Source organism: Nocardiopsis sp. NPDC006139, from assembly GCF_040614155.1.
GTDB lineage: Bacteria > Actinomycetota > Actinomycetes > Streptosporangiales > Streptosporangiaceae > Nocardiopsis > Nocardiopsis changdeensis.
Genome location: NZ_JBEXTT010000019.1, coordinates 98,887 through 125,162, shown reverse-complemented (window position 1 = coordinate 125,162; position 26,276 = coordinate 98,887). Strand labels below are relative to the sequence as shown.

The 26,276-nt window shown below is 71.9% G+C and carries 29 protein-coding genes; 11 read left to right on the top strand and 18 right to left on the bottom strand.

Annotation, left to right across the window (positions count from 1 at the left end; all coding sequences use genetic code 11):
* The first annotated feature begins 29 nt into the window (after window positions 1–29).
* The gene (locus ABZ249_RS23530; RefSeq protein ID WP_355266576.1) at window positions 30–842 is read left to right on the top strand and encodes an alpha/beta hydrolase; all 813 of its coding nucleotides are present in this window, start codon (window positions 30–32) and stop codon (window positions 840–842) included.
* On the opposite strand, the gene meaB is transcribed toward ABZ249_RS23530, so the two are convergent.
* A complete protein-coding gene (gene meaB, locus ABZ249_RS23525; RefSeq protein WP_220562965.1) occupies window positions 839–1,783 on the bottom strand; it encodes a methylmalonyl Co-A mutase-associated GTPase MeaB in 945 nt (314 codons plus the stop codon). The genes ABZ249_RS23530 and meaB overlap by 4 nt on opposite strands.
* Before the next feature lie 227 nt (window positions 1,784–2,010).
* Complete coding sequence (locus tag ABZ249_RS23520; RefSeq protein WP_220562966.1) at window positions 2,011–3,198, bottom strand: acetyl-CoA C-acetyltransferase; 1,188 nt, start codon at window positions 3,196–3,198, stop codon at window positions 2,011–2,013.
* An 86-nt stretch (window positions 3,199–3,284) separates the two neighbouring features.
* Between ABZ249_RS23520 and mce the strand changes: the two genes are divergently transcribed.
* Together mce and ABZ249_RS23510 are read left to right on the top strand one after the other, a co-directional pair.
* Entirely contained in the window at window positions 3,285–3,743 is a 459-nt protein-coding gene (gene mce, locus ABZ249_RS23515; protein WP_355266572.1) for a methylmalonyl-CoA epimerase, read from the top strand.
* A gap of 444 nt (window positions 3,744–4,187) precedes the next feature.
* A complete protein-coding gene (locus tag ABZ249_RS23510) occupies window positions 4,188–5,483 on the top strand; it encodes a DivIVA domain-containing protein (protein ID WP_220562969.1) in 1,296 nt (431 codons plus the stop codon).
* Window positions 5,484–5,564: 81 nt separating this feature from the next.
* On the opposite strand, the gene ABZ249_RS23505 is transcribed toward ABZ249_RS23510, so the two are convergent.
* The 3 genes from ABZ249_RS23505 to ABZ249_RS23495 form a co-directional block, all read right to left on the bottom strand.
* Window positions 5,565–6,305: an alpha/beta hydrolase gene (locus ABZ249_RS23505; RefSeq protein ID WP_355266569.1), complete on the bottom strand. Its 741-nt coding sequence runs from the start codon at window positions 6,303–6,305 to the stop codon at window positions 5,565–5,567.
* A 34-nt stretch (window positions 6,306–6,339) separates the two neighbouring features.
* On the bottom strand, window positions 6,340–6,669 hold the full coding sequence (locus ABZ249_RS23500; protein ID WP_355266566.1) for an ATP/GTP-binding protein: 330 nt from the start codon (window positions 6,667–6,669) through the stop codon (window positions 6,340–6,342).
* 80 nt (window positions 6,670–6,749) lie between these two features.
* Window positions 6,750–7,961 carry a 3-hydroxybutyryl-CoA dehydrogenase gene (locus tag ABZ249_RS23495; RefSeq protein WP_355266563.1) on the bottom strand — a complete coding sequence of 404 codons (1,212 nt, stop codon included), beginning with the start codon at window positions 7,959–7,961 and terminating at the stop codon, window positions 6,750–6,752.
* A 365-nt stretch (window positions 7,962–8,326) separates the two neighbouring features.
* On the opposite strand from ABZ249_RS23495, the gene nucS reads away from it, so the two are divergent.
* The 7 genes from nucS (at window position 8,327) to ABZ249_RS23460 (ending at window position 15,230) form a co-directional block, all read left to right on the top strand.
* Complete coding sequence (nucS, locus tag ABZ249_RS23490; protein WP_220562973.1) at window positions 8,327–9,004, top strand: endonuclease NucS; 678 nt, start codon at window positions 8,327–8,329, stop codon at window positions 9,002–9,004.
* Window positions 9,005–9,085: 81 nt separating this feature from the next.
* Window positions 9,086–9,979, top strand: coding sequence for an ABC transporter ATP-binding protein (locus ABZ249_RS23485; RefSeq protein WP_355266559.1), 894 nt, complete (start codon window positions 9,086–9,088; stop codon window positions 9,977–9,979).
* A complete protein-coding gene (locus ABZ249_RS23480; RefSeq protein WP_355266556.1) occupies window positions 9,976–10,800 on the top strand; it encodes an ABC transporter permease in 825 nt (274 codons plus the stop codon). The genes ABZ249_RS23485 and ABZ249_RS23480 overlap by 4 nt, the downstream gene beginning before the upstream one ends.
* Before the next feature lie 5 nt (window positions 10,801–10,805).
* Window positions 10,806–12,035, top strand: coding sequence for a sensor histidine kinase (locus tag ABZ249_RS23475; RefSeq protein ID WP_355266553.1), 1,230 nt, complete (start codon window positions 10,806–10,808; stop codon window positions 12,033–12,035).
* Window positions 12,032–12,667 (top strand): response regulator transcription factor, encoded by a 636-nt coding sequence (locus tag ABZ249_RS23470; RefSeq protein WP_355266550.1) that lies wholly within the window; start codon window positions 12,032–12,034, stop codon window positions 12,665–12,667. Before ABZ249_RS23475 ends, ABZ249_RS23470 begins: the two co-directional genes overlap by 4 nt.
* A gap of 74 nt (window positions 12,668–12,741) precedes the next feature.
* Window positions 12,742–13,419, top strand: a complete 678-nt coding sequence (locus tag ABZ249_RS23465) for a DUF1707 domain-containing protein (protein WP_355266547.1) — start codon at window positions 12,742–12,744, stop codon at window positions 13,417–13,419.
* 281 nt (window positions 13,420–13,700) lie between these two features.
* A complete protein-coding gene (locus ABZ249_RS23460) occupies window positions 13,701–15,230 on the top strand; it encodes a M28 family peptidase (RefSeq protein ID WP_355266647.1) in 1,530 nt (509 codons plus the stop codon).
* Between the two features lie 270 nt (window positions 15,231–15,500).
* Here ABZ249_RS23460 and ABZ249_RS23455 read toward each other — a convergent pair whose 3' ends face one another.
* The gene (locus tag ABZ249_RS23455; protein ID WP_355266544.1) at window positions 15,501–16,139 is read right to left on the bottom strand and encodes a class I SAM-dependent methyltransferase; all 639 of its coding nucleotides are present in this window, start codon (window positions 16,137–16,139) and stop codon (window positions 15,501–15,503) included.
* Window positions 16,140–16,202: 63 nt separating this feature from the next.
* Between ABZ249_RS23455 and ABZ249_RS23450 the strand changes: the two genes are divergently transcribed.
* Window positions 16,203–16,799: a cob(I)yrinic acid a,c-diamide adenosyltransferase gene (locus ABZ249_RS23450; protein ID WP_220562980.1), complete on the top strand. Its 597-nt coding sequence runs from the start codon at window positions 16,203–16,205 to the stop codon at window positions 16,797–16,799.
* Window positions 16,800–17,075: 276 nt separating this feature from the next.
* Here the strand turns inward: ABZ249_RS23450 and ABZ249_RS23445 are convergent, their stop codons facing one another.
* The 12 genes from ABZ249_RS23445 to ABZ249_RS23390 form a co-directional block, all read right to left on the bottom strand.
* Complete coding sequence (locus tag ABZ249_RS23445; protein WP_355266541.1) at window positions 17,076–17,591, bottom strand: hypothetical protein; 516 nt, start codon at window positions 17,589–17,591, stop codon at window positions 17,076–17,078.
* A gap of 70 nt (window positions 17,592–17,661) precedes the next feature.
* Window positions 17,662–18,114 carry a DUF2550 domain-containing protein gene (locus ABZ249_RS23440; protein ID WP_355266538.1) on the bottom strand — a complete coding sequence of 151 codons (453 nt, stop codon included), beginning with the start codon at window positions 18,112–18,114 and terminating at the stop codon, window positions 17,662–17,664.
* Window positions 18,115–18,131: 17 nt separating this feature from the next.
* Window positions 18,132–18,521, bottom strand: coding sequence for a F0F1 ATP synthase subunit epsilon (locus ABZ249_RS23435; protein WP_220562983.1), 390 nt, complete (start codon window positions 18,519–18,521; stop codon window positions 18,132–18,134).
* Between the two features lie 76 nt (window positions 18,522–18,597).
* The gene (gene atpD / locus ABZ249_RS23430; RefSeq protein ID WP_220562984.1) at window positions 18,598–20,040 is read right to left on the bottom strand and encodes a F0F1 ATP synthase subunit beta; all 1,443 of its coding nucleotides are present in this window, start codon (window positions 20,038–20,040) and stop codon (window positions 18,598–18,600) included.
* A 5-nt stretch (window positions 20,041–20,045) separates the two neighbouring features.
* Window positions 20,046–20,966: a F0F1 ATP synthase subunit gamma gene (locus tag ABZ249_RS23425; protein ID WP_220562985.1), complete on the bottom strand. Its 921-nt coding sequence runs from the start codon at window positions 20,964–20,966 to the stop codon at window positions 20,046–20,048.
* A 3-nt stretch (window positions 20,967–20,969) separates the two neighbouring features.
* Window positions 20,970–22,610 carry a F0F1 ATP synthase subunit alpha gene (gene atpA / locus ABZ249_RS23420; protein WP_220562986.1) on the bottom strand — a complete coding sequence of 547 codons (1,641 nt, stop codon included), beginning with the start codon at window positions 22,608–22,610 and terminating at the stop codon, window positions 20,970–20,972.
* 65 nt (window positions 22,611–22,675) lie between these two features.
* Window positions 22,676–23,497, bottom strand: a complete 822-nt coding sequence (locus tag ABZ249_RS23415; RefSeq protein ID WP_355266532.1) for a F0F1 ATP synthase subunit delta — start codon at window positions 23,495–23,497, stop codon at window positions 22,676–22,678.
* On the bottom strand, window positions 23,497–24,045 hold the full coding sequence (locus tag ABZ249_RS23410) for a F0F1 ATP synthase subunit B (protein WP_355266529.1): 549 nt from the start codon (window positions 24,043–24,045) through the stop codon (window positions 23,497–23,499). The genes ABZ249_RS23415 and ABZ249_RS23410 overlap by 1 nt, the downstream gene beginning before the upstream one ends.
* A 30-nt stretch (window positions 24,046–24,075) precedes the next feature.
* Window positions 24,076–24,294 (bottom strand): ATP synthase F0 subunit C, encoded by a 219-nt coding sequence (atpE, locus tag ABZ249_RS23405; RefSeq protein ID WP_220562989.1) that lies wholly within the window; start codon window positions 24,292–24,294, stop codon window positions 24,076–24,078.
* 109 nt (window positions 24,295–24,403) lie between these two features.
* The gene (gene atpB, locus ABZ249_RS23400) at window positions 24,404–25,258 is read right to left on the bottom strand and encodes a F0F1 ATP synthase subunit A (protein ID WP_355266526.1); all 855 of its coding nucleotides are present in this window, start codon (window positions 25,256–25,258) and stop codon (window positions 24,404–24,406) included.
* Window positions 25,259–25,351: 93 nt separating this feature from the next.
* Window positions 25,352–25,567: a hypothetical protein gene (locus tag ABZ249_RS23395; RefSeq protein ID WP_220562991.1), complete on the bottom strand. Its 216-nt coding sequence runs from the start codon at window positions 25,565–25,567 to the stop codon at window positions 25,352–25,354.
* Between the two features lie 63 nt (window positions 25,568–25,630).
* Entirely contained in the window at window positions 25,631–26,068 is a 438-nt protein-coding gene (locus ABZ249_RS23390; RefSeq protein ID WP_220562992.1) for a hypothetical protein, read from the bottom strand.
* Window positions 26,069–26,276 lie beyond the last annotated feature (208 nt).

Genomic DNA, 26,276 nt, shown 5'->3' with positions numbered 1-26,276 from the left:
CCGGTGAGACCCGAACGAGAGGAACCGCGATGCCCGAGCAGCACACCGTGAAGACCGCCGACGGCACCCTGTACTACGAGGTCCGCGGCAGCGGTCCCGTGCTCGTCCTGAGCGGGGCGCCCATGTCGGCGCGCGAGTTCGCCCCGGTCGCCGACCTCCTGGCCGCCGAGCGGACCGTGGTGACCCACGACCCGCGCGGCATCGGCCGCAGCCCCCTGGACGACCCCCGGCAGGACTCCACCCCCCGGCTGCGCGCCGACGACCTGGTCGCCCTGCTGGACGCGCTGGGCGCGGAGAAGGCCGACGCCCTGGGCTCCAGCGGCGGGGCGGTGACCGTGCTGGCCGCGGCCGAGCACCACCCGGGCCGGTTCGGCACCGTCGTGGCGCACGAGCCGCCGCTCCTGGAGCTGCTGCCCGACGCCGCCGCGCAGCGCGAGGCCACCGAGGCGATCATCGGGACCTACCACCGGGACGGGATGGGGGCCGCGTTCGCGGCGTTCATGGCCAACGCCGGGTTCCCGCTGCCCGAGGAGGACGGGGAGGGGCAGGGCGGCCCGGAGCGGGAGCCCGGCGAGCAGGACGTCGCGGACGCCCGCCGCTTCTTCGTCCACGAACTGCGGGGCACCACCCGCCACGTGCCCGACACCGACGCCCTGCGCACCGGCCCGGTGCGGGTCGTGGTCGGGCTCGGCGCCGAGTCCGGGACCCTGCTCACCGACCGGACCTCCCGGGAGCTGGCGAAGCGCCTGGGCGAGGACCCGGTCATGTTCCCCGGCGGCCACGGCGGGTTCGCCGACGACCCCGCGGGCTTCGCCGCCGTCCTGCTGCGGACACTCGCCTAGGCGTCCAGCTCCTTGAGGACCAGGTCGGCGGCGGCGTAGGGGTCGCGGCGCCCCTCGGCGACGTCGCGGGCCGCGGACTCCAGGGCGCCGCCGTCGCCCACCCCGATCCGGGAGCGCAGCAGGTCCAGCACGATGGCCTGCACCTCCTCGCGGGCCCGGCGGCGGCGGCGCTCGGCGAGCCCCCCGCCGGACTCCAGGTGCGCGAAGTGCGCGTCCAGGCGCTCCCACAGCTCGTCCACGCCCTCGTCGTGCACGGCGACCATCATGACGATCGGCGGCTTCCACTCGTCGTCGGCGCGGTCCTTCATCGCGACCATCTGGCGCAGCTCGCGCAGGGTGGACTTGGCGCCCTCCCGGTCGGCCTTGTTGACCGCGAACACGTCGGCGACCTCCAGCACGCCCGCCTTGGCGGCCTGCACGGAGTCCCCCATGCCGGGGGCGCACAGCACCACGGTGGTGTCGGCCTGCCCGGCGATCTCCACCTCGGCCTGGCCGACGCCGACGGTCTCCACCAGCACCACGTCGAACCCGGCGGCGTCCAGCACCCGCAGGGCGTGCGGGGCGGCCCAGGACAGGCCGCCCAGGTGGCCCCGGTTGGCCATGGACCGGATGTACACGCCCGGGTCGGTGGCGTGCTCCTGCATGCGGACCCGGTCCCCTAGCAGGGCCCCGCCGGTGAACGGGGACGAGGGGTCCACCGCCAGCACGGCCACGCTCAGGCCGCGGGCGCGGGCGGCGCGCACCACCGCGTTGGTGGTCGTGGACTTGCCCACGCCGGGCGACCCGGTGAACCCGATGATCCGGGCGCGGCCGGTGTGCGGGGCCAGCCCCGCCATGATCTCGCGCAGCTCCGGGGAGCCGTTCTCCACCAGGGTGATCGCGCGGGCCAGGGCCCGGCGGTCGCCCCGCAGCAGCTTCTCGACCAGTCGGGGGGTGTCCATGCGGCTCCTTCCATACGCAGCCGTCCGCGCGGCGGCGGGGCGGCGGCTCGTGACCGCCGCCCCGCCGCTCCAGGTGCGTCGTGACTCCGTGCGGGGCCCGGTCGGCCCCGGGGACACGGTGGGGAATGACTAGTTTCTGCGAGGAACCCCCGCAGGCCGGGACCGACGCGCGCGCACGGCACGGGGTTCTCCCGGCGTGCGGCGCCGTCCCGGCGGCGGACCGCGTCCTACTCGGCGGGCACCGAGAACAGCAGCGCGTCGCCCTGGCCGCCGCCGCCGCACAGCGCGGCCGCGCCCAGCCCGCCGCCGCGGCGGCGCAGCTCGTGGACCAGGTGCAGGGCGATCCGGGCGCCGGAGGCGCCGATCGGGTGGCCCAGGGCGATGGCTCCGCCGTTGACGTTGACGATGTCGGCGGACACGCCCAGGTCCTTCATGGACTGGATGCCGACCGCGGCGAAGGCCTCGTTGATCTCGATGAGGTCGAGGTCGGCGACCTCCCGGCCCGCCTTGCGCAGCGCGTGCGCGATCGCGTTGGAGGGCTGGGAGTGCAGGGAGTTGTCGGGACCGGCGACGTTGCCGTGCGCGCCGATCTCGGCGAGGACCGTCAGGCCCAGCTCCTCGGCCTTGGCCCGGCTCATCACCACGACGGCGGCGGCGCCGTCGGAGATCTGCGAGGAGGACCCGGCGGTGATGGTGCCGTCGCGGTCGAAGGCCGGGCGCAGCCGGCCCAGGCTCTCGGCGGTGGTGTCGGGGCGGACGCCCTCGTCGTGGGAGAAGACGACCGGGTCGCCCTTGCGCTGCGGGATCTCCACCGGGACGATCTCCGCGTCGAAGAGGCCCTTCTCGGCGGCCGCGGCGGCGCGCTGGTGCGACCGGGCGGCGAACTCGTCCTGCTCCTCGCGGGTGATGCCGAGCTTGCCGTTGTGCCGCTCGGTGGAGGCGCCCATGGAGTCGCCCTCGAAGGCGTCGGTGAGGCCGTCGTGCGCGGTGGCGTCCAGGACCTCGATGGAGCCGTACTTGTACCCGTGGCGGGACTTGGGCAGCAGGTGCGGGGCGTTGGTCATGGACTCCATGCCGCCCGCGACCACGACGTCGAACTCGCCCGCGGCGATGAGCTGGTCGGCCAGGGCGATGGCGTCCAGGCCCGACAGGCACACCTTGTTGACGGTGAGCGAGGGGACGTTCATGGGGATGCCGGCCTTGACGGCCGCCTGGCGGGAGGGGATCTGGCCGGCGCCGGCCTGGAGCACCTGGCCCATGACCACGTACTCGACCTGGTCGCCGTTGATCCCGGCGCTGTCGAGCGCGCCCTTGATCGCGAAGCCGCCCAGGTCGACGGCGGAGAACCCGGCGAGGGAGCCGAGGAGTCGTCCGGTGGGGGTGCGAGCCCCACCGACGATGACGGAACCGGGCATGGTAACTGGCCTCCAAGTGATCGGTGACGCACCTGGTCTGCAACGATACCCACACAGCCGTTGGCCGCAGCCGAGAGGTTCACACGATGAGCAACGCCCCTGATCGCGCCGTCCCCTTCTCCGGTCTCACCCGTCTGGACCACGTCGGCATCGCCTGCCGCGACCTGGACGCCGCGGTCGAGTTCTACCGGTCGACCTACGGTTTCGAGGTGGAGCACGAGGAGGTCAACGAGGAGCAGGGGGTGCGTGAGGCGATGCTCCGGATCAACGGCACGGACGACGGCGGCGCCACGTATCTGCAACTGCTGGAACCGACCCGTCCCGACTCCCCCGTGGGGAAGTTCCTCGAACGCAACGGGGAGGGCGTGCACCACATCGCGTTCGGGACCGGGGACGTGGCCGCCTCCGCGGCGGAGGTCGGCGGGAGGGGCGTGCGGGTCCTGGACGCCGCGCCCCGGCGGGGCACCGCCGGTTCGCAGATCGTGTTCCTGCACCCGAAGGACTGCGGGGGCGTGCTCACGGAACTGGTCCAGAGCACCCACTGACACGGCCGTTCCCGGGACCTCTCGGGCCTCTGACGTCACAGGGGCGTTCCGGACACATCACATCTTGTGCGTCGGTCGCGGAAGCCACCGCAAACCCCACCGGAAGTTACCCGAAACCCTCTTCCCAGGGGTTCCCCGCTTGATAAAGTCGGTTGGCCACCGGACGTGAATCTCCGGCTCGTCCGGTCCACGTCCTGCGTCCGGTGGACCGGGTCGGCCGCGCGCCACCGCAACCCTCGCGCCGCGGCGGGCCGGTACGCACGGAACGCACCGACGGCGTCGGCGATGGTCGAGAACCGGTCGCGACCCGCCGCGTCGGTCACACCCGCGTCCGCGGATCGGACCGGAGAGCACGCCCGTCCCCGGGGCCCCGACCACCGCCCGCCAACGCGGTCCCCGGCCGCTCACAAATAGCCGTCTCGCACCCGTTCAGGATTCCGCCACATGCCGTCAAACAACATCGACACCCAACTCAACAACATCTTCGACGAGGACAACACCCCGCCCGAGTTCGACGTGGTGTTGCGCGGCTACGACCGTACCCAGGTGACGGACTACCTGGACGGTCTGCGCAACGAGGTCAAGGCGGCCAACAAGCAGGTCGAGAAGTTCAAGGCCGAGCTCAACTCGAAGAACCGCCAGCTCCAGGAGCGCGAGCGCCCCACCTACGCCGGCCTGGGCTCGCGGATCGAGCAGCTGCTGCGCCTGGCCGAGGAGCAGGCCGGGGAGCTGGTCCAGAGCGCCCAGATCGACGCCAACGACATCCGCTCGGCCGCCAAGATCGAGGCCGCCGAGATGCGGGCCGCCGCCGAGTCCGAGGCCACCGAGGTGCGCACCCTCGCCCAGCGCGAGGCCGACGAGATGCGCCAGAGCGCCGAGGCCGAGGCCGAGGAGATCTCCACCAGCGCCCGCCGCCGGGCCGACGAGCTGTCCTCCACCACCGAGCGCGAGGTCCAGAAGAAGCGGGCCGCGGTCGACCACGAGATCGCCGAGAAGCGGGCGACCTTCGAGGGCGAGATCGCCAAGCTGCGCACCACCACCGAGCGCGAGTGCGCCCAGGCCCGCGCCGCCGCCAAGCGCGAGCGGGACGAGACGATCCAGGCCGCCAAGAGCCAGGCCGAGGAGCTGCGCAAGAACGCCGAGCGCGCCTACGCCGAGTCCGAGGCCCGCCGCACCGAGCTGGAGGACCAGTTCGAGCTGCAGCTGGCCGACCGGCGCGCCGAGGCCGAGCGCCAGGACGCCGAGCGCCTGGCCGCCGCGCAGGCCGCCACCCAGAAGATGGTCGCCGAGGCCGAGGAGCGCGCCGCCAGCGCCGACCACCACGCCAAGCAGGCCAGCCAGCAGGCCGAGCAGACCCGCCGCGACGCGGAGAACCACGCCAAGCAGCTGGTCGGCAACGCCAAGAAGAACGCCGCGCAGATCGAGGCGGAGGCCAAGTCCAAGGCCGAGCACATGGTCAGCGACGCCAAGGCCGAGGCCGACCGCGTCACGACGGCCGCCAAGAAGGAGGTCGACGAGCTCAACCGCCAGCGCGACAGCATCCAGTCGCACCTGCAGCAGCTGCGCCAGCTGCTCGGCGGCGGTGCCGCTCCGGTCGCCCCCGCGGCCCCGGCGCCCGCGCCCGTCGCGGCTCCGGCCCCCGCGCCCGCCATCGCCGAGGCCGCCCCGGCCGCGGAGGAGCCCAAGCAGCCGGCCCGTTCCGGCAAGGGCGCCGACGACGAGGACTGGTGGCAGGAGTAGTCGCCACGCGGTCCCGGGACCGCGGATGACAGGCCGAGGGCCCGCCTCCTTTCAGGAGGCGGGCCCTCGTTCGCGCGGGGCTCAGCGCGGTGTCTGGACGTCCTTCTCGTAGGGGCCGTCCCATTCGGTGGGCAGCGGGTACGCGGCGGGGTTGACCCGCAGGACGATCTCGTCCAGGACCCGGCGCACGTACGGTTCGCCCACCCACAGGTGCTTGGCTCCGTCGACGCCGATCACCTCGGCCTGGGTGAGCGGCCCGAACCGCTCCTGCGCCTGCTCCGGGCGCAGGTAGTCGTCGTGCTCGGGGACGAGGACGACCACGGGCTTGCCGGTGGCGGCCCAGTTCTCCAGGTCCGCCTCGGTGGCCCGGTGCAGCGGCGGGGAGAGCAGCAGCGCGCCCGCGACCTGCGGGTCGGCGCCCCACTTCAGGGCCAGCTCGGTGCCGAACGACCAGCCCAGCAGCCACGGGTTCGGCAGCCCCTCGAACTCGGTGAACTCGATGGCGGCCAGCACGTCGTGCCGCTCGGTCTCGCCCTCCCCGAACTCGCCCTGGCTGGTGCCGTGGCGGGAGGTGGTGCCGCGCGTGTTGAAGCGCAGCACCGCGACGTTCGCCAGCGCGGGCAGCCGGAACGACGCCTTGCGCAGGACGTGGCTGTCCATCATGCCCTCGGCGGTGGGCAGCGGGTGCAGGCACACCAGGGTCGCGACCGGGTCGCCGCCCTCGGGCAGGGCCAGCTCGCCGACCAGCTCCAGGCCGTCGGCGGTGTGCAGGGTGATGGGGCGGCGCACGGCGGGCAGCACCGTGGTGGCTCGGATCTCCATGGCTCCTCTGTCCGGGTTCTCGGCGGGGCGGGGCTCAGTAGCGGGGGGCGCGGGGAGCCCGCTGGGAGCGCCGCTCCCAGCAGGAGGAGTGCCAGTGCCGCCGGTCCTCGCCGTCGCCGTAGGGGCGCCAGGCGACGACGTGCGGCATGCCGGCGGGGATCTCCTGGGCGCAGCCGGGGCAGCGGTAGGCCTTCACCGCGGCGGACCCGGGGATGCGGCGCGTCACCCACTCGCCGTCGGGGCCGGTCTCCCGGCGCTGGCCGCCGGTGATCCGCAGCATGAGGGCGTCCTCGTCCGGGGGGCCGCCGGGGGTGCGGCCGCCGCGCGAGGACTGACGGCGGGAGGAGTTGCGACGCGGGCTCACGCATCCAGGGTAGGAGAGGAAGGGCAGTGGCCGCCGCCACAGGGGTGCTGCGGCGACGGCCACCGGGGTCCTCGGGGGTGTCAGGCGTGGCAGGCGCAGCCGCCGTGGCCCTCCTCCTCCGGGGTGTCGGGCAGCTGGTCCATGAGCAGCGGCGCGGGCACGGCGATGGTGGTCAGCCCGTACTCGCCCATGGCGACCAGGGTGGTGACCACGGCCTCGGCGCCGCGCTCGGCGAGCAGCTCGGTCGGGCCCTTGGGGTAGCCGCAGCCGAAGCGCATCGCGGTGTCGACGTCCTCGGCGGTGGCGTAGCCGTCGCCGATCATCCGCAGGGCGTCGTCGATCTGCGGGGCGATGAGCAGCTCGCCCAGGTCGAGGGTCTCCTCCTCGCGGATCATCTCGGCGTAGCGGCCGGTGGGCAGCGGCTCGGGGGCCTCGTCGCGGCCCGCGTAGAAGCCCCGGCCGGCCTTGCGGCCGTAGTGGCCGGCGGCGACCATGCGGCGCAGCAGCGGGGCGGCGGCGTAGCGGGGGTCGCGGTACTCGTCCCACAGCACGTCCATGACGGCCAGGCAGACGTCGATGCCGACCAGGTCGGCCAGGGCCAGCGGGCCCATGGGCAGCCCGGCGGCCTTCTTGACCGACTCGTCGATCTCCTCGCGGGTGGCGACCTTGCGCTCGTAGAGGCGGACCGCGTCGTTGATGTAGGGCACCAGCAGCGCGTTGGCGACGAACCCGGCGCGGTCCCCGACCGTGATGGGGGTCTTGCCGATGCGCTTGGCGACCTCGGTGACGACGTCGACGGTCTCGGCGGAGGTGGCGACCGTGGTGATGACCTCGGCCAGCTTCATGACGGGGGCCGGGTTGAAGAAGTGCAGCCCGACGACCTTCTCCGGGCGCCCGGTCAGGGCCGCGATCTCCGTGACCGACAGCGAGGAGGTGTTGGTCGCCAGGATCGTCTCGCTCCTGCAGATCCGGTCCAGGTCGCCGAAGACGTCGCGCTTGAGGTCCATCCGCTCGGGGACGGCCTCCACGACCAGGTCCGCGTCCGCCAGGTCCTCGCGGGACGTGGTGAACGTCAGCCGCTGCTCGATCGCGGAGCGCTCCTCCTCGGTGAGCTTGCCCTTGGCGACGGCGCGCCCGAGGGACCTGTCCAGGTGGCCGCGGCCGCGGTCGAGGGCGGCCTGGTCGATCTCGACCCCGATGACGTTGAAACCGGCCCGGGCGAACACCTCGGCGATGCCCGCGCCCATCGTGCCGAGTCCGACGACACCGACCTTCTTGAATTCCTGCACCATGAGGCCAAGCCTAGACGGCTCGCGGACCCCGGCGGCCCCCGGGACCCCCCTGTCCGTACTCACGGGTAACACGAGTGGCGCGATGTCGGGAAATGCCCGGCGGGGCCGCCGCCCTCTCCTCGGCGGCGACCCTTCCCATCCCTCCCGGCCGGGCCGGGGCCCCGCGCGGTCCGTCCTGGCGGGCCGTCCCCCGGCCCGCACCGCGCGCTCTCTGGAGAGGTTAGGCTCCCGACCCCGCCGCGGTCACGGGGCGTGAGGGCCACAAAGTCCTTGCCCGGACGGTGCCCCCACCTGTCCCGGCGGGTCGTCCCCCGTTCCCGCGTTCGCGCACCGGGCACGCCGCAGAGGCGGTAACGTGACGTTTCGTGCGTCTCGTCATCGCCCGGTGCAGCGTCGACTACGTCGGCCGGCTCACCGCCCACCTGCCCATGGCCCCGCGGCTCGTCCTCATCAAGGCCGACGGGAGCGTGTCCATCCATGCCGACGACCGGGCCTTCAAGCCCCTCAACTGGATGAACCCCCCGTGCAAGCTGCGCGAGGAGACCGTCGAGGACGGCCCCGACGTCTGGACCGTCACCCACGGCAAGTCCGGGGAGAAGCTGGTCCTGACCGTGGAGGAGGTCCTGCACGACTCCTCCCACGAGCTCGGCAAGGACCCCGGCCTCCAGAAGGACGGTGTGGAGGCCCACCTCCAGGAGCTGCTGGCCGAGCACATCACCACCCTCGGCGAGGGCTACACCCTCATCCGCCGCGAGTACCCGACCGCGATCGGCCCGGTCGACATCCTGTGCCGGGACGGGGAGAACCACACGGTGGCCGTGGAGCTGAAGCGGCGCGGCGACATCGACGGCGTCGAGCAGCTCACCCGCTACCTGGAGCTGCTCAACCGCGACCCCGTGCTGGCCCCGGTGAAGGGCGTCTTCGCCGCCCAGGAGATCAAGCCGCAGGCGCGGGTGCTGGCCGAGGACCGCGGCATCGCCTGCGTGGTCCTGGACTACGACGAGCTGCGCGGCATCGAGCCGGACGTCCTGCGCCTGTTCTGACGGGTGTCCTCCGACCGGAGGACACCGGACCGCCCGGTCGCCCGATACCGCCGGGGCCCGCCGCGCGCGAGGCTCGGTGGTATGAGCGCAACGGTGATCGAGGCCTCGGGCCTCCTCAAGAAGTACGGCGACCACACCGCCGTCGCGGGGGTGGACCTGTCGGTCCCCCGCGGCGAGGTCTTCTCCGTCCTGGGCCCCAACGGCGCGGGCAAGTCCACCACCGTCGAGATCCTGGAGGGCTTCCGCCGCCGCGACGGCGGCACCGTCCGGGTGCTCGGCGCCGACCCCCAGAGCGCGGGCAGGGCCTGGCGGGCGCGGATCGGCATCGTGTGGCAGCAGGAGACCCTGCTGCCCAAGATCCCGGTGCGCGAGGTCCTGCGGCACTTCGCCGGCCACTACCCAGCCCCGCACGGCGTCGACGCGACCCTGGAGCTGGTCGGCCTGGCGGAGAAGGCCCGCGCGCTGCCCGAATCGCTGTCCGGCGGCCAGCGGCGCCGCCTGGACGTGGCCCTGGGCATCATCGGCGGGCCCGAGCTCCTCTTCCTCGACGAGCCCACCACCGGTTTCGACCCCCGGGCGCGACGCGACTTCTGGGCCCTGATCAGGAATCTGGCCGAGCAGGGCACCACCATCCTCCTCACCACGCACTACCTGGAGGAGGCCGAGGCCCTCGCCGACCGGGTCTGCGTCATGGCCCGGGGGCGGGTCCGCGCCCTGGGCTCCCCCGACACCCTGGGCGGGCGGGCCACCGCGCAGGCCACCGTGAGCTGGTCGCAGGACGGGGTGCGGCGCGAGGTCCTCACCGACGAGCCCACCCGTGTCGTCGCCGACCTGGCCGCGGGCTTCACCGGGGAGATCCCCGGGCTGCGCGTGCACCGCCCCACCCTGGAGGAGGTCTACCTGGGGCTGATCGAGGACACGGTGGAGACCGAGGACGCCGGCGACGGCGGCGAGCGGACGGAGGCCCTGGCATGAACGGCACCACCATGGACGACGTCCGGCTGCCCGGCACGCTCCGCGTGGGGGTGTCCCGGGGGTGGCTGGAGATCCGGTCCTTCAGCCGGGAGTGGGAGAGCGTGATCTTCACGTTCGCCCTGCCCGCGCTGATCCTGTCGATGTTCGCGCTGATCTTCGACGGGCTGTTCGACCTCGGCATGCCCGCCGTCGACTACTACCTGCCCGGCCTGTTCGCCATGGGCCTGATGTCGGTCAGCTTCCAGACCCTGGGCGCGGGGATCGCCACCGAACGCGACCAGGGCGGGCTGCGGAGGCTGCGCGGCACCCCGATGCCGCCCGCCGCCTACTTCCTGGGCAAGACCCTGCTGGTGTTCTTCCTCGCCCTGGGCCAGGCCGTCCTGCTGCTCGGAGTGGCCGCGCTGGTCTTCGGTGCCTCCCTGCCCGACAACGCCTCCGACTGGTTCACCGTGGCCTGGGTGCTCGTCCTGGGCACGGTCGCCTGCTCCCTGCTGGGCATCGCGGTCAGCTCGCTGGCCCGCACCGCCCAGGCGGCGTCCACCATCGTGGTGGTGCCGTTCCTGGCCCTGCAGTTCACCTCGGGGGTGTTCGTGCCGGTGACGGTGCTGCCCGACGGCGTGCTGGCGGTCGCCTCGCTGTTCCCGCTGCTGTGGATGGCGCAGGGCATGCGGGCCGCCCTGTACCCGGACGCGATGGCCGTGTTCGAACCCTCCGGGGCGTGGGACCTGCACCTGGTGGCGCTGGCCCTGGGCGCCTGGTGTGTGGTGGGCTTGGTGCTGGTACTGCTGACGTTCCGGTGGAAGACGCGGAAGGACGGGTGAACGCCGTGGCGGCTCGTGCTCCGGAGCAGGACGCGGCGGCGGAGCCCGTGGTCGCCGAGCGCCATGCCTGGGAGCTCAGCGGCGCCTGGTACGCGTACGTGACGGTGGCGCTCGCGATCTCCGCGGCGACGGCGGTGGTCTCCGAACCCGGGCCGCCCACCTGGACCGCCGCCGCGCTGCTGGCGGCCACCGCCGTGCTGTACCTGGCCGTGGGCCGGCGCCTGTACGACGCCGACCAGCACGCCACCGCCCCGGCCCTCGCCTTCACGGCGGCGGTGGCGGCCATGGTGACCGTCGCGGTGACCCTGGCCCCGGCGGCGACCTTCTGCCTGTTCGCCGTGGCCCCCGTGTGCTTCATGTCGGGCGGATCGGTGTTCGGGACGGCGGCGGTCGGGGCCATCATGTTCGTCCCCACCGGCGTCCGCCTCCACCTGGACGGGACGGAGCCGGTCCCGGCCCTGGTGGGCGTCGGTGTCAACCTGGTCATCCTGGGCTTCGCCCTGTGGTTCGGCCGCTGGTTCGAGAGGGTGATCGAGGAGAGCTACGAGCGCTCCCTGCTCATCCGCCAGCTGCGGGAGAGCAGGGCCGAGGCCGCCCGGCTGTCGGAGGAGACCGGGGCCCTGGCCGAGCGCGAGCGCCTGGCACGGGAGGTGCACGACACCCTCGCCCAGGGGTTCACCAGCATCGTCACCCTCGCCCAGGCCGTGGAGTCGGAACTGGACACCGACCCCGCCCTGGCCCGCCGCCACCTGGCGCTGATGCGGGAGACCGCGGCGGAGAACCTCGCCGAGGCGCGCGCCATGGTCTCCGCCCGCCGCCCCGTCCCCCTGGGCGAGGACACCCTGGAGGCGGCGCTGGAGCGCATCGGGGCGCGGCTGGGCACCGAGCTGGGCGTACCCGTCTCCGTGGTGGTCGAGGGCACCCCGCGGGAGCTGCCCGGCGACCTCCAGGTGTGCCTGCTGCGCACCGCCCAGGAGGCGCTGGCCAACGTCCGCAAGCACGCGGCGGCCGACCGGGTGACGCTCACCCTGGCCCACACCGACGTGGGCACCCGGCTCACCGTCACCGACGACGGGCGCGGCTTCGACCCCGCCTCCCCGTCCGCTGGCAACGGCCTGCCGGGCATGCTCCACCGGGCGCGCGCGGTCGGCGGCACACTGGACGTCGACAGCGCGCCCGGCCGGGGCACCACCGTCCGCCTGACCCTGCCCGAACCGGAGGAGGAGACCCCGTGATCCGCGTCCTGCTGGTCGACGACCACCCGGTGGTCCGCGAGGGCATCCGGGGCATGCTCTCCGCCGAGGCCGACCTCGACATCGTCGGCGACGCCGCCTCCGGCCCGGAGGCCCTGGCCCGGGTCGCCGAGCTGTCCCCCGACGTGGTCCTGATGGACCTGCGCATGCCGGGCGGGGACGGGGTCGCGGCCACGGAGCGCATCACCGCGGACCACCCCGGGACGCACGTCCTGGTCCTGACCACCTACGACACCGACACCGACATCCTGCGCGCGGTGGAGGCCGGGGCCACCGGCTACCTGCTCAAGGACACCCCGCGCGCGGAGCTGGCGGAGGCGGTGCGCGCGGCCGCGCGCGGCGAGACGGTGCTGACCGGGCGGCTGGCGGGCAAACTCGTCACCGGGATGCGCAACCGCTCCGCCCCCGTCGGCCCGGCGCTGTCCCCGCGCGAGGTCGAGGTGCTGCGCCTGGCCGCCGAGGGCGCGACCAACGCGGCGATCGGCCGCGCCCTGCACATCAGCCCGACCACGGTCAAGACGCACCTGATGCGCGTGTACGAGAAACTGGGAGTAGGGGACCGTACGGCGGCCGTCAGCCGGGCGATCCGCCAGGGGCTGCTGCCCGGGTCCTGAGGCCCCGGGAACCGGGGTCGGCTCGGGGTTCCTCCCTGATGTGCGGGAGGGTGTCGCGCCGGAAGAATCGGAATATGGTGGAGACGATGAGCGAGATCACACCCCCCGACCCAGGTCGGATGCGCGCCTCCGACGCCGACCGCGACGCGGTGGCGCACCGACTCCAGGAGGCCTTCGCCGAGGGCCGCCTGGACCCCGACGAGCACAGCGAGCGCCTGGACGCGGTGTACCGCGCCAAGACCCTCGGCGAGCTCGTCCCCCTCACCGAGGACCTGCCCGCCGTCCCCGGGCCGGCGGCCGCCCCCGCCGCTCCCGGCGGCTTCCGCTCCCCGCGGCCGGTCTACGGCGCGGACCGGATCGTCGACCAGGCGCCGACCAGCCACAGCGCGATCGCCGTCATGGGCGGCGCCGACCGCTCCGGCAACTGGGTCCTCCCGGAGAACTTCTTCTCCTTCGCGCTGATGGGCGGCATCGAGCTGGACCTGCGCGAGGCCCGGTTCACGGCACGGGAGACCACCATCTGGACCACCGCGGTCATGGGCGGGATCGGCATCATCGTGCCCGACGACATCCAGGTCCGCGTGCACGGCCTGCCCATCATGGGCGGTTTCGGCGTGGAGGAGGGGACCCCGAGCGTGCTGGACCCCGGAACGCCGGTCGTGCACATCCGCGGCCTGGCCGTCATGGGCGGGGTGGGCATCGAGTACCGCAAGCGCAAGCACCAGAAGAGGCAGGACGAGATCGAGGAGTGAGGCCGGGCGCGGGGACCGCGCCCGGTTGGACGTTCGAGCCTCACAAAGCAGACAATCCAACCACAGTGATCACGGAAACGTAAGTCCTGTGGCTGATTGTGGCAACCTCCCGGGGGACGCTTGCCCTGGGCGGGCGAACAGTGACAGTGTGCAGCGACGACTCGCCCACCCCGGGTGTCCATCCCCCGACACGGCGGTGGACTCCCCCGTACACCGGAGGAACATCGTTGAGCACACCCCACAGACGACGGGCCGCGGTCGCCGGTTTCACCGCCCTCGTCATGGCCGCGGGCGTCGTCGCGGCCTCCCCCGCGCACGCGGAGCCCGAGTCGCAGGCGCGCGGCGGTGAGGAGGCCGAGCCGCCGGAGTGGCTGCGCCGCCCGGTCCGCCCCGAGAAGCCGTCCCGCCCCAACATGCCGCAGGAGCCCGCGGCGCCGCCCCTGTCGGAGCTGGTGACCGCCGACGCCATCAGGGCGCACATGGAGAACCTGGACACGATCGCCGAGTACAACGGCGGCCACCGGGCCACGAACTCCCCCGGCTACGACGTCTCCGCCCTCTACGTCGAGGACCAGCTCGAGAGGGCGGGCTACGAGACCTACCGCCACGAGTACGACTACGAGCTGTGGCGCGAGCAGTCCGACCCCGTGCTGGCACAGACCGCCCCGCAGGAGGTCGTCTACGAGGGCGGCACCGACTTCCTGACCATGTCGTACTCGGTCTCCGGTGACGTGACCGCCCCCGCGGTCGCCGTCGACGCGGGCGGCGCGGACAGCGGCTGCACCGCGGACGACTTCGCCGGCTTCCCGGAGGGCGCGATCGCGGTGACGGTGCGCGGATCCTGCCCGTTCTCGGACAAGGTCGCCAACGCCGCCGCGGCGGGCGCGGCGGCCGCGCTGGTGGTCAACAACGCCGACGAGGTCTTCTCCGGGACCGTCGGCGAGACGTCCGCGATCCCGGCCGTGGGCGTCTCCGGCGCCGCGGGCGCCGCGCTGCTGGAGGCCGAGGGCCTGGAGCTGCGGGTCAAGGTCGACTCGACCGTGGTGCAGGAGTCCTCCTTCAGCGTGCTGGCGGAGACCCCGGGCGGACGCGAGGACAACGTCGTGGTCGTCGGCGCGCACCTGGACGGCGTCGAGGACGGGCCGGCCATCAACGACAACGCCTCGGGAACGGCGTTCGTGCTGGAGACGGCGATCCGGCTGGCCTCCCAGGAAGCGCCGAAGAACAAGGTCCGGTTCGCCTTCTGGGGCACCGAGGAGGAGGGCCTGGTCGGTTCCACGGAGTACGTGGGGAGCCTGACCGACGGCGAGGTCGACGACATCGCCCTGTACCTGAACTTCGACATGATCGGCTCGCACAACTACGCCCGGTTCGTCCTGGACGGCCGGATGGAGCTGCCGGACTCGACGGGCGCGCCCTCGGGCTCGGGTGCGATCGCGAAGGTGTTCGAGGACTACTTCGCCTCCCAGGGCCAGGTCAGCGAGCCCGGCGTGCTGAGCGGCCGCAGCGACTACGCCCCGTTCATGGCGGCGGGCATCCCCTCGGGCGGCCTGTTCAGCGGCGCGGACGGGGTCAAGACCGAGGAGCAGGTGGAGTGGTACGGCGGTACCGCGGGCGAGCAGTTCGACCCGTACTACCACACGGCCGACGACACCCTGGAGAACGTCAACTGGGACTCGGTGGCCGACCTGGCCGCGGCGGGCGCGCACGGCGTGGAGTTCCTCGCCGAGAGCACTCTGCCGGTCAACGGCGTGCTGAGCACCCGTGCGGCCGCGCAGTTCCCGCGCCTGGGCCACGACTGGGTCCTGTGAGCCGGGCGGGCTCCCCGCGGGAGCGCCCGTGACCGCGGGACGCCCCTGGAACAGGGAGGGGGCGGTGGGCGTGAACCCCCCGGTTTCACGCCCACCGCCCCCTCGCGGTGTCTCCCCCTCCGTGCCCGCCCGAGCGGCCCCCCTCATGACTCCGTTCGGGTCGGCGCGGTGAACACCGCCACGGGACTACGATGAGTAGCGCCCTCACTCCATAAGGTATCAGTGAGCCAGATCACTTCTCACCCCCTGATGCCGAACAGTTATCCTCCGTCACTCCTGTTTGCGGAACAACAGTTGGGCCTGGGGGAATCCGCGGCGCTCGTCCTCACTCCCGGCGATGACGAGGCGGGCCACCTCCGCGAGCCCGGCCTCCCCCGCCAGCACCGAGACGCCCTCCGGCGAGTAGCGGTGGGCGGGCGCCACCCGGTGGTCGAAGGGCTCGCAGAGCACCCCGGGACCGTCGAGTGCCTGGAAGGCCAGCAGCAGGTACCCGCCCTCCCGGAGCATCCGGTGGAACCCGGCCAGCGTCACGGGCAGCCGCCCGGGCGGGTCGTGGATCACCGAGTAGTGGGCCAGGACCCCGGCCAGGGAGCCGGCCTCCGCCACCGGGTCGGCCAGGTCCCCCACCTCGAACCGCAGCCCCGGGTACGTCTCGCGGGCCAGGTCGACCATCCCCCGCGACAGGTCCACCCCGAACGCCTCCACCCCCAGCTCCCGCAGCCGCGCCGTCAGGCGCCCGGGCCCGCACCCGGCGTCGAGCACCGGGCCCCGGCCGCGGACCAGCTCCGCGAAGACCGGGAACAGCGCCCGGTCCAGCGGCCGGCCCTCCTCCCACTGATCCGCGAGGACCGCGTACTCCCGGGCGACCGCCCCGTAGGCGTCCCCGACCGTCTTCTCCATCTCGCTCATGCCGCCCGACACTAGCCCCCTCCGCCCCGCGGCGGCGGGCGGTCCCCCCTCTAGGGTGGGGGCATGACTCAACGGGACACGGACAAGCCGGTCGTGCTGTCCAAGATCTACACGCGGACCGGGGACACCGGCACCACCGCGCTCGGCGACATGAGCCGGACCCGCAAGAACGACACCCGGATCGTCGGCTACGCGGACACCGAGGAGGCCAACGCCGCCATCGGGACCCTGCTCGCCCTGGGCGAGGTCCCCGACGACGTGCGGGCGCTGCTCTCCCGGGTCCAGAACGAACTGTTCGACCTGGGGGCCGACCTGTCGACCCCGATCGTCCCGGACCCCGAGTACCCGCCGCTGCGCGTCCTGCCGGAGTACGTCACCCGGCTGGAGGAGGCCTGCGACGCCTACAACGCCGACCTGCCGACCCTGCGCAGCTTCATCCTCCCCGGCGGCTCCCCCACGGTCGCGCTGACGCACACCGCCCGGGTGGTGACCCGGCGGGCCGAGCGCAGCGTGTGGGCGGCGGTCGAGGAGCACGGCGACTCCGTCAACCCGCTCACCGCGCAGTACCTCAACCGCCTCTCGGACCTGCTGTTCATCCTGGGCCGGTACATGGCGCGGGAGGGCGACGAGGTCCTGTGGAAGCCCGGCGGCGAGCGCTGACCCCCGGGTCCCGGCGCCGGAGGGCCCCGGCGGCGGGGGCGCCGCGGACCCGCCGCACACCGCGGGCCGTGCGGACCCTCGGAGGCGGCGGCCGGGGTGTGTTCGGCGGATGCCTTCGAGCGTTCCGGCGCTCGCGCCGAAGGCCGGGAGCGGCCGCACGGCGATCTCTCGCAGGACGGCCGGCGCAGGCCGGCCCGGGGCCGGCCGTCCGAGCGCGGGCGGCACGGCGAGAGGCGGCCCCGCGGCCGCGACCCGGAACGATCCGCCGAACACGCCCTAGCAGGCGGGCGGGAACTCCTCGGGGTCGGCGTACTCCGCCTCCCCCTCGCCGGACACGCTCGCGTACAGGCCCTGCTCGGAGGCCAGGGCCCCAGTGGTGAAGCGCAGCACCGCGATGTCGTGCTCGGTCGCCTCGCCGGGCTCGGCCTCCGCGGTGCCCACCCCCAGCACGTACTCCTCCTCCGGGGAGTCCGGCCCCATCCGGTAGACGGGGCGGCCGTCGCCGCCGATGATGCTCCAGTCCTCACCGGGGGCGGACAGGTCCACCTCCAGGGACCGGCCCTCGAACTCGCGGGTGGCCACCAGGTGTCTTCGCTGGGTCTCGCCGAGCAGGTCGATCTGCCGGGGCGGCTCCTCGCCGCACCAGGTGACCATGACGACGGGGAACTTGTGCCCGGCCGTGAAGTGGCCGGTGGCGACCGCGGCGACGTGGCCGCCGGTCGGCTGGCAGGAGACGAGGAACGGGCTGAGAAGGGCGAGGGCGGTCAGGCCCCGCAACCGCGATACCACCATGGCAACGCATCCTGCCATCCCGGGCGGCGCACCGGGCGGCGGCGCACCGGGCGGCGGGCGCCCGGCGGGGTCACGTGTCCCACTCGGTCCCCGGGGGCAGCGACTCCACCCAGGACAGGAACCCGGTGAGGGTGGCGTCGTTCATGGCGATCTCCACCGCGGGCCGGTCCCCGCCGCCGGGCCAGGTCAGGCGCACGACGGTGGTGTCGGCGGGCAGCTGCTCGCCGGGCTCGGGGGGACGGCGCCCGGATACGACGAGACCGCGGCGCGACAGCTCTGCCGTCGGCCGCGGTCTGATCGAGAACGCGGGGAACCAGCCCAGGTCCAGCGAACCGTACCTGCACAGTCCGATCCGCCAGGAGCCCCGGCGTCCGCCCGCGCCCGGGAAGCGCAGGTGGCACTCCACCGCTCCGCCGTGCCGCAGCAGGACCCGGCGGCGCAGGACGGCGGCGGCCACGAGGGCCGCCGCGCACAGGAGGAGGGCGGGGAACACCCACCGAAGCAGGTCCAGCGGCTGTTCCATGGGCCCCGTTCCGAAGGCTAGGAGGCGTCCTCGCCGGCGGCCCGCAGGCGGCTGCGGGCGCGTCCCAGGGCGGCGGTGTCGTCACCCTCGGTCGCGTTCTTCAGCGCCGTGCGGGCGCGTTCCACATCGATGTCCTCGGCGAGCTCGGCGGTCTCGGCGAGGATCGAGACCCGGCCCTCGCCCGACACCGAGATGAACCCGCCGTGGGCGGCGGCGCGGACCTCTCCGTTCTCCCGCGCGCCCAGCACGCGGACGACCGCGTCCTCGGCGAGCAGCGAGAGGACGGGGATGTGGTTCGGCTGGATACCGATCTCACCCTCGACGGTCTTCGCGATGACCATGTCGCCCTCGCCCGCCCACACCTCGTGCTCGGGCGAGACGATCTCGACGAAAAGCTTCTTCGACACTGCCTGAACTCCTCGGCCAGGGTTGGATTGGGCGGGGGCCGCCCGCCGTGGCGGGCGGCCCCAGCGGCTACAGGGTCTAGCCCTGGAGCTTCTTGGCCTTCTCGACGACCATGTCGATGTTGCCCACGTCGAGGAACGCCTGCTCGGGCAGGTGGTCGTACTCGCCGTCGCACAGGCCCTTGAAGGAGGCGATGGTCTCCTCCAGGGGCACGAACACGCCCGGCGTACCGGTGAACTTCTCCGCCACGAACATGTTCTGCGACAGGAAGCGCTCGATGCGGCGCGCGCGGTTGACGATGATCTTGTCCTCTTCGGACAGCTCGTCCATACCGAGGATGGCGATCTGGTCCTGGAGGTCCTTGTTGCGCTGCAGGATCTCCTTGACGCGCTGGGCGACCTGGTAGTGCTCCTGGCCCACGTACTGCGGGTCGAGGATGCGGGAGGTCGACGCCAGCGGGTCCACCGCCGGGTAGATGCCCTTCTGCGAGATCGGGCGGGAGAGCTCGGTCGTCGCGTCCAGGTGGGCGAACGTGGTCGCCGGGGCCGGGTCGGTGTAGTCGTCCGCGGGGACGTAGATCGCCTGCATGGAGGTGATCGAGTGGCCCCGGGTCGAGGTGATCCGCTCCTGGAGCTGACCCATCTCGTCGGCCAGGTTGGGCTGGTAGCCCACGGCGGAGGGCATGCGGCCCAGCAGCGTGGAGACCTCCGAACCCGCCTGGGTGAAACGGAAGATGTTGTCGATGAACAGGAGCACGTCCTGGTTCTGGACGTCGCGGAAGTACTCCGCCATCGTCAGAGCCGACAGCGCCACGCGCAGACGGGTGCCCGGGGGCTCGTCCATCTGGCCGAAGACGAGGGCGGTGTCCTGGAGGACCTCCATCTCGTCCATCTCCAGGAAGAGGTCCGTACCCTCACGGGTGCGCTCGCCGACACCGGCGAACACGGACACACCGCCGAAGTTGCGGGCGATACGGGTGATCATCTCCTGGATCAGCACGGTCTTGCCGACACCGGCGCCACCGAACAGGCCGATCTTGCCACCGCGCACGTACGGGGTGAGGAGGTCGATGACCTTGATGCCCGTGACCATCATCTCGGTCTTGGACTCGAGCTGGTCGAACGACGGCGGCTTGCGGTGGATCGGCCAGCGCTCGGTGACCTTCAGCTCCGAGGTCGGCACGTCCAGGGACTCGCCCAGGGTGTTGAACACGTGGCCCTTGACGATGTCGCCGACCGGCACGCTGATGGGCTCGCCGGTGTCGCGCACCTCGGCGCCGCGGACGAGGCCGTCCTGCGGGGCCAGCGAGATGGCCCGCACCAGGTTGTCACCCAGGTGCTGGGCGACCTCCAGGGTGATGGTCTTGGTCTCGCCGCCGACGGTCACGTCGGTGTGCAGGGCGTTGTAGATGGCAGGGATCGAGCCGACGGGGAACTCCACGTCGACGACCGGGCCGGTGACCCGGGCGATCCGACCGGTGGCGGTGCCAGCCCCGGTCGTCTCTTCAACAGTCGCAGTCACTTTTCTTACTCACTTCCCGCGCTTGCAGCAGAGAGCGCGTCGGCACCGCCGACAATCTCACTGATCTCGTTGGTGATCTCGGCCTGACGCGCCTGGTTGGCCAGTCGGGTCAGGGTCTTGGCGAGTTCCTCGGCGTTGTCCGTGGCGGCCTTCATGGCGGCACGGCGCGACGCCTGCTGGGAGGCGGCGGATTCGAGGAGGGCGAAGTAGATGCGGTTGGTCACGTACTGCGGGAGCAGCCGGTCCAGCGCTTCCTCGGCGGAGGGCTCGAACTCGTACAGCGGCAGGGCCTGCCCGCCGTGCGAGGCCTCGAGCTCCGCCTCGTCGACCTCTTCCACCTCCAGCGGCAGCGCCCGCGTGGCGGACGCGCGCTGGGTCAGCATCGACACGAACTCGGTCGAGACCACGTGGATCTCGTCGACGCCGCCCTCGGAGGTGTCCTTGGCGAACCTCTCCATGAGCGCGGTGCCGATCTCCTGGGCGTGCGCGTAGGTCGGACGCTCGGTGATGCCCTCCCACTGGTCCTCGACCTTGCGGCCGCGGAACTTGTAGAAGCCCGTCCCCTTGCGTCCCACCATGTAGGTGACGACCTCCTTGCCCTGCTCCTGGAGGAGCCTGGCGAGGGAGTCCGCCTCCTTGAGGACGTTGGACGAGAAGGCGCCGGCCAGACCCTTGTCGCTGGTGATGACCAGGACGGCGGCCCGGGTGGGGTTCTCGGCCTCGGTCAGCAGCGGGTGGTCGGACACCCGGCTCGCCAGGGCCGAGACCGCCCTGGTGATCTCCCGCGCGTAGGGTCCGGCAGCCTCAGCCGCACGCTGCGCCTTGGTGATGCGCGTCGTGGCGATGAGCTCCATCGCACGGGTGATCTTCGCCATCGACTTCGTCGAGCGGATCCTCCGGCGATAGACGCGAAGCTGTGCACCCATGGGTTACTTCCCGCCCTTGGCGACCTTGATGGTCTCCTGGCCGACGTTCTCCTCTTCGAGCGCCTCGGCCTCGGCCTCGGTGCCCAGGAGGGTGCCCGCGGAGGTCTGGAAGCCCTGCTTGAACTTGTCGAGCGCGCCCTCCAGGGCCTGCTCGGTCTCCTCGCCGAACTTCCCGCTCTCGCGGATGCCGTCCAGGATCGCGGTGTGCTCGCGGTCGAGGAAGTCCAGGAAGTCGTCCTCGAAGCGGCGCACGTCCTCGACCGGGACGTCGTCGATGCGGCCGGTGGTGCCCATCCAGATGGAGACGACCTGCTTCTCCATCGCGAACGGGGAGTACTGGCCCTGCTTGAGCAGCTCCATCAGGCGGGCGCCGCGCGCCAGCTGCTGCTTGGAGACCGCGTCCAGGTCGGAGCTGAAGGCCGAGAAGGCCTCGAGCTCGCGGTACTGGGCCAGGCCCAGCCGGAGGGTACCGGAGACGTTCTTCATCGCCTTGGTCTGGGCCGCGCCACCGACACGGGAGACCGAGATACCGACGTCGATGGCCGGACGCTGACCCTGGTTGAACAGGTCGGAGTCCAGGAAGACCTGGCCGTCGGTGATGGAGATGACGTTGGTCGGGATGTAGGCCGAGACGTCGCCCGCCTTGGTCTCGATGATCGGCAGCGCCGTCAGCGAGCCCTTGCCCAGCTCGTCGGAGAGCTTGGCGCAGCGCTCCAGGAGCCGGGAGTGCAGGTAGAAGACGTCACCCGGGTAGGCCTCGCGGCCCGGCGGGCGGCGCAGCAGCAGGGAGACGGCGCGGTAGGCCTCGGCCTGCTTGGTCAGGTCGTCGAAGACGATGAGGACGTGCTTGCCCTGGTACATCCAGTGCTGGCCCAGGGCCGAACCGGTGTAGGGGGCGAGGTACTTGAAGCCCGCGGCGTCGGAGGCGGGGGCGGCGACGATGGTGGTGTACTCCATCGCGCCGGCCTCCTCCAGGGCACCGCGCACGCCGGCGATGGTCGAGCCCTTCTGGCCGACCGCGACGTAGATGCAGCGCACCTGCTTGTCGGGGTCGCCGGACTCCCAGTTCGCCTTCTGGTTGATGATCGCGTCGATGCAGACCGCGGTCTTGCCGGTCTGCCGGTCGCCGATGACCAGCTGGCGCTGGCCGCGGCCGATCGGGGTCATCGAGTCGATGGCCTTGATACCGGTCTGGAGCGGCTCGTGGACGGGCTTGCGCTCCATCACGGTCGCGGCCTGGAGCTCCAGCTCGCGGGTCTCGGTGGACTCGATCTCGCCCTTGCCGTCGATGGGGTTGCCCAGGGGGTCCACCACGCGGCCGAGGAAGTCGTCACCCACCGGCACGGAGAGGAGGCGTCCGGTGCGGCGCACCTTCTGGCCCTCCTCGATGCCGGTGAAGTCGCCCAGCACAACGGCACCGATCTCGCCGATCTCGAGGTTCTGGGCCAGGCCCAGGGTTCCGTCCTCGAATTCCAGCAGCTCGTTCGCCATCGCCGAGGGGAGGCCACTGACGCGGGCGATGCCGTCACCGGAGTAGGTGACGGTACCGACCTCTTCCGCGCGGGTGGCCTCAGGCTCGTACGACTGGACGAAGCGCTGCAGCGCGTCCCGGATCTCGTCCGGCCGGATCGTCAGCTCCGCCATCTCTACGTTGTCCTTGCTCTCAAGTGGCGCCTGACCGGCGCCGTGCGTACTTGCCTTGCGTTTCTTCAGCCGGCCAGACGGCGCTGGGCCTCGGCGATACGCCCGGCGATGGTCCCGTCGATGACCTCGTCACCCACCTGGATGGAAAGCCCACCCACGATCTCGGGGGCGACCTCGATGTTCAGGTGGATGTCGCGGCCGTAGGCGCGCGTGAGCGCGGCCCCCAGCCGGGACTGCTGGTCCTCGCTCAGGGCGACGGCGCTGCGGACGACCGCGACGTAGCGCTTGGCGCGCTCGGCGACGATGTGCCCGTAGTTCTCCAGCGCCTGTTCCAGGGTACGGCCCCGGGGCCGGGTGACCGCTTCGCCGACCAGGGTCAGCGTCGCGGGGTCCACCTTGCCCGAGAGCAGGCTCTCCACCAGGGAGAGCTTGTGCTCGGAGCCGACACCGTCACGGGTCAGGGCCTCGCGCAGCTGCGGCTGGGAGGCGACGATCCGCTCGAAGCGGAACAGCTCGTCCTCCAGGCCGTCCAGGGCCGCGGCGCTGCGGAGCGAGGAGATGGTGGCGTAGACCGCCATCCGCTCCACGGCGTCCACGAGGTCGCGCGCGGTCGACCACTTGGCCGAGACGACGTCGCCGGCCACGAGGACCGCCGACGGCGAGACCTTGGACTCCAGCAGCTGCCCGATGAGGGCGGACTTGGCCTCCGCCGGGTTCGCCTGGTCGGCGAGCCAGCGGCGCAGCGAGTGCTCCTCGGTGAGCAGGGCGACGACCTGGAACAGCTCGCCGCCCAGGGCCACACCGCCGGTGGCGCCGGCCGACGCCAGGACGTTCTCGTCCAGGCGCCGGGTCACCTCGGTCAGCGACGTACGGCTGATACCACGCATCAGCGCACCTCGGCTTGCTGCTTGCCCTCGCTCTGCTCCAGCTCGTCCAGGAACCGGTCGATGACGCGGCTCTGGGCGGCGCTGTCGCTGAGGCTCTCACCGACGATGCGGCTGGCGAGCTCGGTGGAGAGCGCGCCGATCTCACCCTTCAGCTGGGCGAACGCCTGCTGGCGGTCGGCCTCGATCTGAGCGTGGGCGGCGTCGACGATGCGGCGAGCCTCGGCCTGGGCCTCCTCGCGCGCCTCGGCGATGATCGCCGCCCGCTGCTCCTTGGCCTTCTCCAGCTCCTGCGCGTACTCGCGGTGGGCCTCTTCGAGCTTCTCGCGGTACTGCTGGCGGATCTCCTCCGCCTCGGCCTCGGCCTTCTGAGCGCGAGCGATGCCACCCTCGATCTGGTCGGCACGCTCGTCCAGCGCCTTCGTCAGCCGCGGCCACATCTTGTAGACGACGCCGAGGATGATGAGGAAGGCGATGAGGCCGAAGGTGAACTCGTCCCAGTGGATGCGCAGGACGTTTTCTTGTTCAGCTGCCAAATACACGGTTGGCATCCCCTTCGCGTTCTGTATGACCAGGTGTTACTAGACGGCGAACGCGAGAACGAAGCCGAGGATGGCCAGGGCCTCGATGACGGCGAAGCCGAAGATCATCTGACCCTGCAGGACACCGCGGGCCTCGGGCTGGCGGGCGATGGCCTGGACACCGAGACCGAAGACGAGACCCACGCCGATGCCGGGGCCGATGGCGGCGAGGCCGTAACCGATGCTGTTGAGGTTACCTTCGATGGCGGCGAGATCCATTGATATTCCCTTTACTACAGGCCGACGATCATGGACGTCGTCGGGCGAACGTGACGAAACGGAAAACAGGTCCAGCGGTGCGCACTGGGAGGGACCACGGGGGCCTCTCCTAGTGCGCGCCCTCCATGGCCTCACCGAGGTAGATGGAGGAGAGGAGGATGAAGACGTAGGCCTGGACCGCCATGATGAACAGCTCGAAGGCCGTGAAGACCAGGAAGCCGATCAGGGCGATGCCGGAGTAGCCGACCGAGATGGCGCCGAACAGCGGCCCCATCTGGGACATCGGGTTGAACATGTAGAACCCGGCGGCCGCGAACAGTGCGAGCAGCAGGTGCCCGGCGAACATGGTCGCGAACAGACGGATCATGTGCGTGGCCGGCCGGATGATGAAGTTCGACAGCGCCTCGATGGGCACCACGACCGGCAGGATCCACCCGGGGACGCCGCTGGGGACCAGGCGGGCCTTGAAGTGGGCGGCGGCACCGTGCTCACGGATGCCGACCACGTTCCACAGGACGAAGATGAACAGGGCCAGGACCGCGGGGAAGGCCAGGTTGGAGGTCACCGGCAGCTGGAGGCCGGGGATGAGACCCATGATGTTCATGCAGAAGATGAACAGGAACAGGGTCACCATCAGGGGGAGGTACTTGTCCCCCTTCTTGCCCATGGTGGTCCGGGTGACCTGGTCGCGGATGAACATGACCAGCATCTCGGCCATGCTCTGACCGCGGCCGGGGACGACCTTGGCCTTGCGGGTGGTGAAGTACCAGAAGGCGGCGGCGACGATCAGTGCGACCACCGCGACCAGGTAGTACTTGTTCAGCCCGGAGGTGAGGGGAAGACCGAAGTCCACCCACGGGGTCGGGTTGAAGAGGCTCACTCCCGGAGCCTCGAACCCGCACCCGTCTCCGAAGAGGTGGCAGCCTGATTCGGACGCCGCGACGACGCTCACGTCAGCACCCACGGCGATCCCTTTCGTCGTGACGCAACTCAATCCTTGGTGTTCTCGTCGGGACGGTCCCGCCCACAGCGGGGGCGGACGCACCCGGGTGTTCGGTCAGGACCGGACGTACTGGGCATAGATGAGGTAGATCGAGCCGACCAGGCCCACTCCCAGCCCGATGGGCAGGAAGAGACCCGAGAAGCCCAGGGCCCAGTCCACGACCCAGCCCACGCCGCCCCAGAAGGCGAGCCCTCCCAGCAGGTACGAGATGAGAGTGGTGGCGTTGGCGCCGGACGATTCCTCGTCCTTCTTCGCACTCGACCGACTCATGCTCTCGCTCCGGAAGATAGCAGTAGGTGATCAGGCTCGGCGCACCCCCCCGCCCGAACGGGGTCACCGGCGCGCCTCACTGTCCTCGGACTCGGACTCGTCCTCGCCCGCGGGGACGATGGTCGGCTGCTTGCTGCGCTTGACCGCCACGGCCTGGGCCGTCAGCCACGCGATGACACACGCCAGCGCCGACCAGCCGAACACCTGCGTGTCCAGGGCCTGCGTGCCCTTGAAGGTCAGCAGGACGGCCAGGAGGATGCCGAACTTGGTCGTGTAGACGAGGAAGGCCACCGGGAGGAGGAGCTCCGGACGCCGGCCGCCGGTCCAGGAGATGACGAACGCCGAACTGGCGAACGCACCGATCACCAGGGCGACCGCGAAGAGGGCGCCGAGGAGTCCCTGGACGTTGCTGAGGGCGAAGCCAGCGATCATCGCGACCACGCCGACCAGTGCCGTCGGAATCGCGGCGCCGCGGAGGGTCCGGGCGTCGTGTTCCTGCATCAGAAAAGCTCCGTGAGGTTCAGTGGTTGCCTGCTCGTGAAAGCTATCACAAGGTTTTCGGTGCTGAATCCGGGGGTTCCTTAACGCGACCTTAACGCCTCGGGAAACGCCCGCTCCGCCCGCGTTTCGGGCCTTGTGTCACCTTGGCCACACCCGTCACGACCACCTCGGAGGCACCCCGTACCGGGTGCCGGAAGGGACCTGCGAC

What these genes read in the sequence shown, in the direction of transcription:
- ABZ249_RS23530 (WP_355266576.1), top strand. Translation starts at nt 30, where the DNA reads ATGCCCGAGCAGCACACCGTGAAGACCGCCGACGGCACCCTGTACTAC.
- meaB (WP_220562965.1), bottom strand. Translation starts at nt 1,783, where the DNA reads ATGGACACCCCCCGACTGGTCGAGAAGCTGCTGCGGGGCGACCGCCGG.
- ABZ249_RS23520 (WP_220562966.1), bottom strand. Translation starts at nt 3,198, where the DNA reads ATGCCCGGTTCCGTCATCGTCGGTGGGGCTCGCACCCCCACCGGACGA.
- mce (WP_355266572.1), top strand. Translation starts at nt 3,285, where the DNA reads ATGAGCAACGCCCCTGATCGCGCCGTCCCCTTCTCCGGTCTCACCCGT.
- ABZ249_RS23510 (WP_220562969.1), top strand. Translation starts at nt 4,188, where the DNA reads ATGCCGTCAAACAACATCGACACCCAACTCAACAACATCTTCGACGAG.
- ABZ249_RS23505 (WP_355266569.1), bottom strand. Translation starts at nt 6,305, where the DNA reads ATGGAGATCCGAGCCACCACGGTGCTGCCCGCCGTGCGCCGCCCCATC.
- ABZ249_RS23495 (WP_355266563.1), bottom strand. Translation starts at nt 7,961, where the DNA reads ATGGTGCAGGAATTCAAGAAGGTCGGTGTCGTCGGACTCGGCACGATG.
- ABZ249_RS23485 (WP_355266559.1), top strand. Translation starts at nt 9,086, where the DNA reads ATGAGCGCAACGGTGATCGAGGCCTCGGGCCTCCTCAAGAAGTACGGC.
- ABZ249_RS23480 (WP_355266556.1), top strand. Translation starts at nt 9,976, where the DNA reads ATGAACGGCACCACCATGGACGACGTCCGGCTGCCCGGCACGCTCCGC.
- ABZ249_RS23465 (WP_355266547.1), top strand. Translation starts at nt 12,742, where the DNA reads ATGGTGGAGACGATGAGCGAGATCACACCCCCCGACCCAGGTCGGATG.
- ABZ249_RS23460 (WP_355266647.1), top strand. Translation starts at nt 13,701, where the DNA reads ATGGCCGCGGGCGTCGTCGCGGCCTCCCCCGCGCACGCGGAGCCCGAG.
- ABZ249_RS23455 (WP_355266544.1), bottom strand. Translation starts at nt 16,139, where the DNA reads ATGAGCGAGATGGAGAAGACGGTCGGGGACGCCTACGGGGCGGTCGCC.
- ABZ249_RS23450 (WP_220562980.1), top strand. Translation starts at nt 16,203, where the DNA reads ATGACTCAACGGGACACGGACAAGCCGGTCGTGCTGTCCAAGATCTAC.
- ABZ249_RS23445 (WP_355266541.1), bottom strand. Translation starts at nt 17,591, where the DNA reads ATGGTGGTATCGCGGTTGCGGGGCCTGACCGCCCTCGCCCTTCTCAGC.
- ABZ249_RS23440 (WP_355266538.1), bottom strand. Translation starts at nt 18,114, where the DNA reads ATGGAACAGCCGCTGGACCTGCTTCGGTGGGTGTTCCCCGCCCTCCTC.
- ABZ249_RS23425 (WP_220562985.1), bottom strand. Translation starts at nt 20,966, where the DNA reads ATGGGTGCACAGCTTCGCGTCTATCGCCGGAGGATCCGCTCGACGAAG.
- atpA (WP_220562986.1), bottom strand. Translation starts at nt 22,610, where the DNA reads ATGGCGGAGCTGACGATCCGGCCGGACGAGATCCGGGACGCGCTGCAG.
- ABZ249_RS23415 (WP_355266532.1), bottom strand. Translation starts at nt 23,497, where the DNA reads ATGCGTGGTATCAGCCGTACGTCGCTGACCGAGGTGACCCGGCGCCTG.
- ABZ249_RS23410 (WP_355266529.1), bottom strand. Translation starts at nt 24,045, where the DNA reads ATGCCAACCGTGTATTTGGCAGCTGAACAAGAAAACGTCCTGCGCATC.
- atpE (WP_220562989.1), bottom strand. Translation starts at nt 24,294, where the DNA reads ATGGATCTCGCCGCCATCGAAGGTAACCTCAACAGCATCGGTTACGGC.
- ABZ249_RS23395 (WP_220562991.1), bottom strand. Translation starts at nt 25,567, where the DNA reads ATGAGTCGGTCGAGTGCGAAGAAGGACGAGGAATCGTCCGGCGCCAAC.
- ABZ249_RS23390 (WP_220562992.1), bottom strand. Translation starts at nt 26,068, where the DNA reads ATGCAGGAACACGACGCCCGGACCCTCCGCGGCGCCGCGATTCCGACG.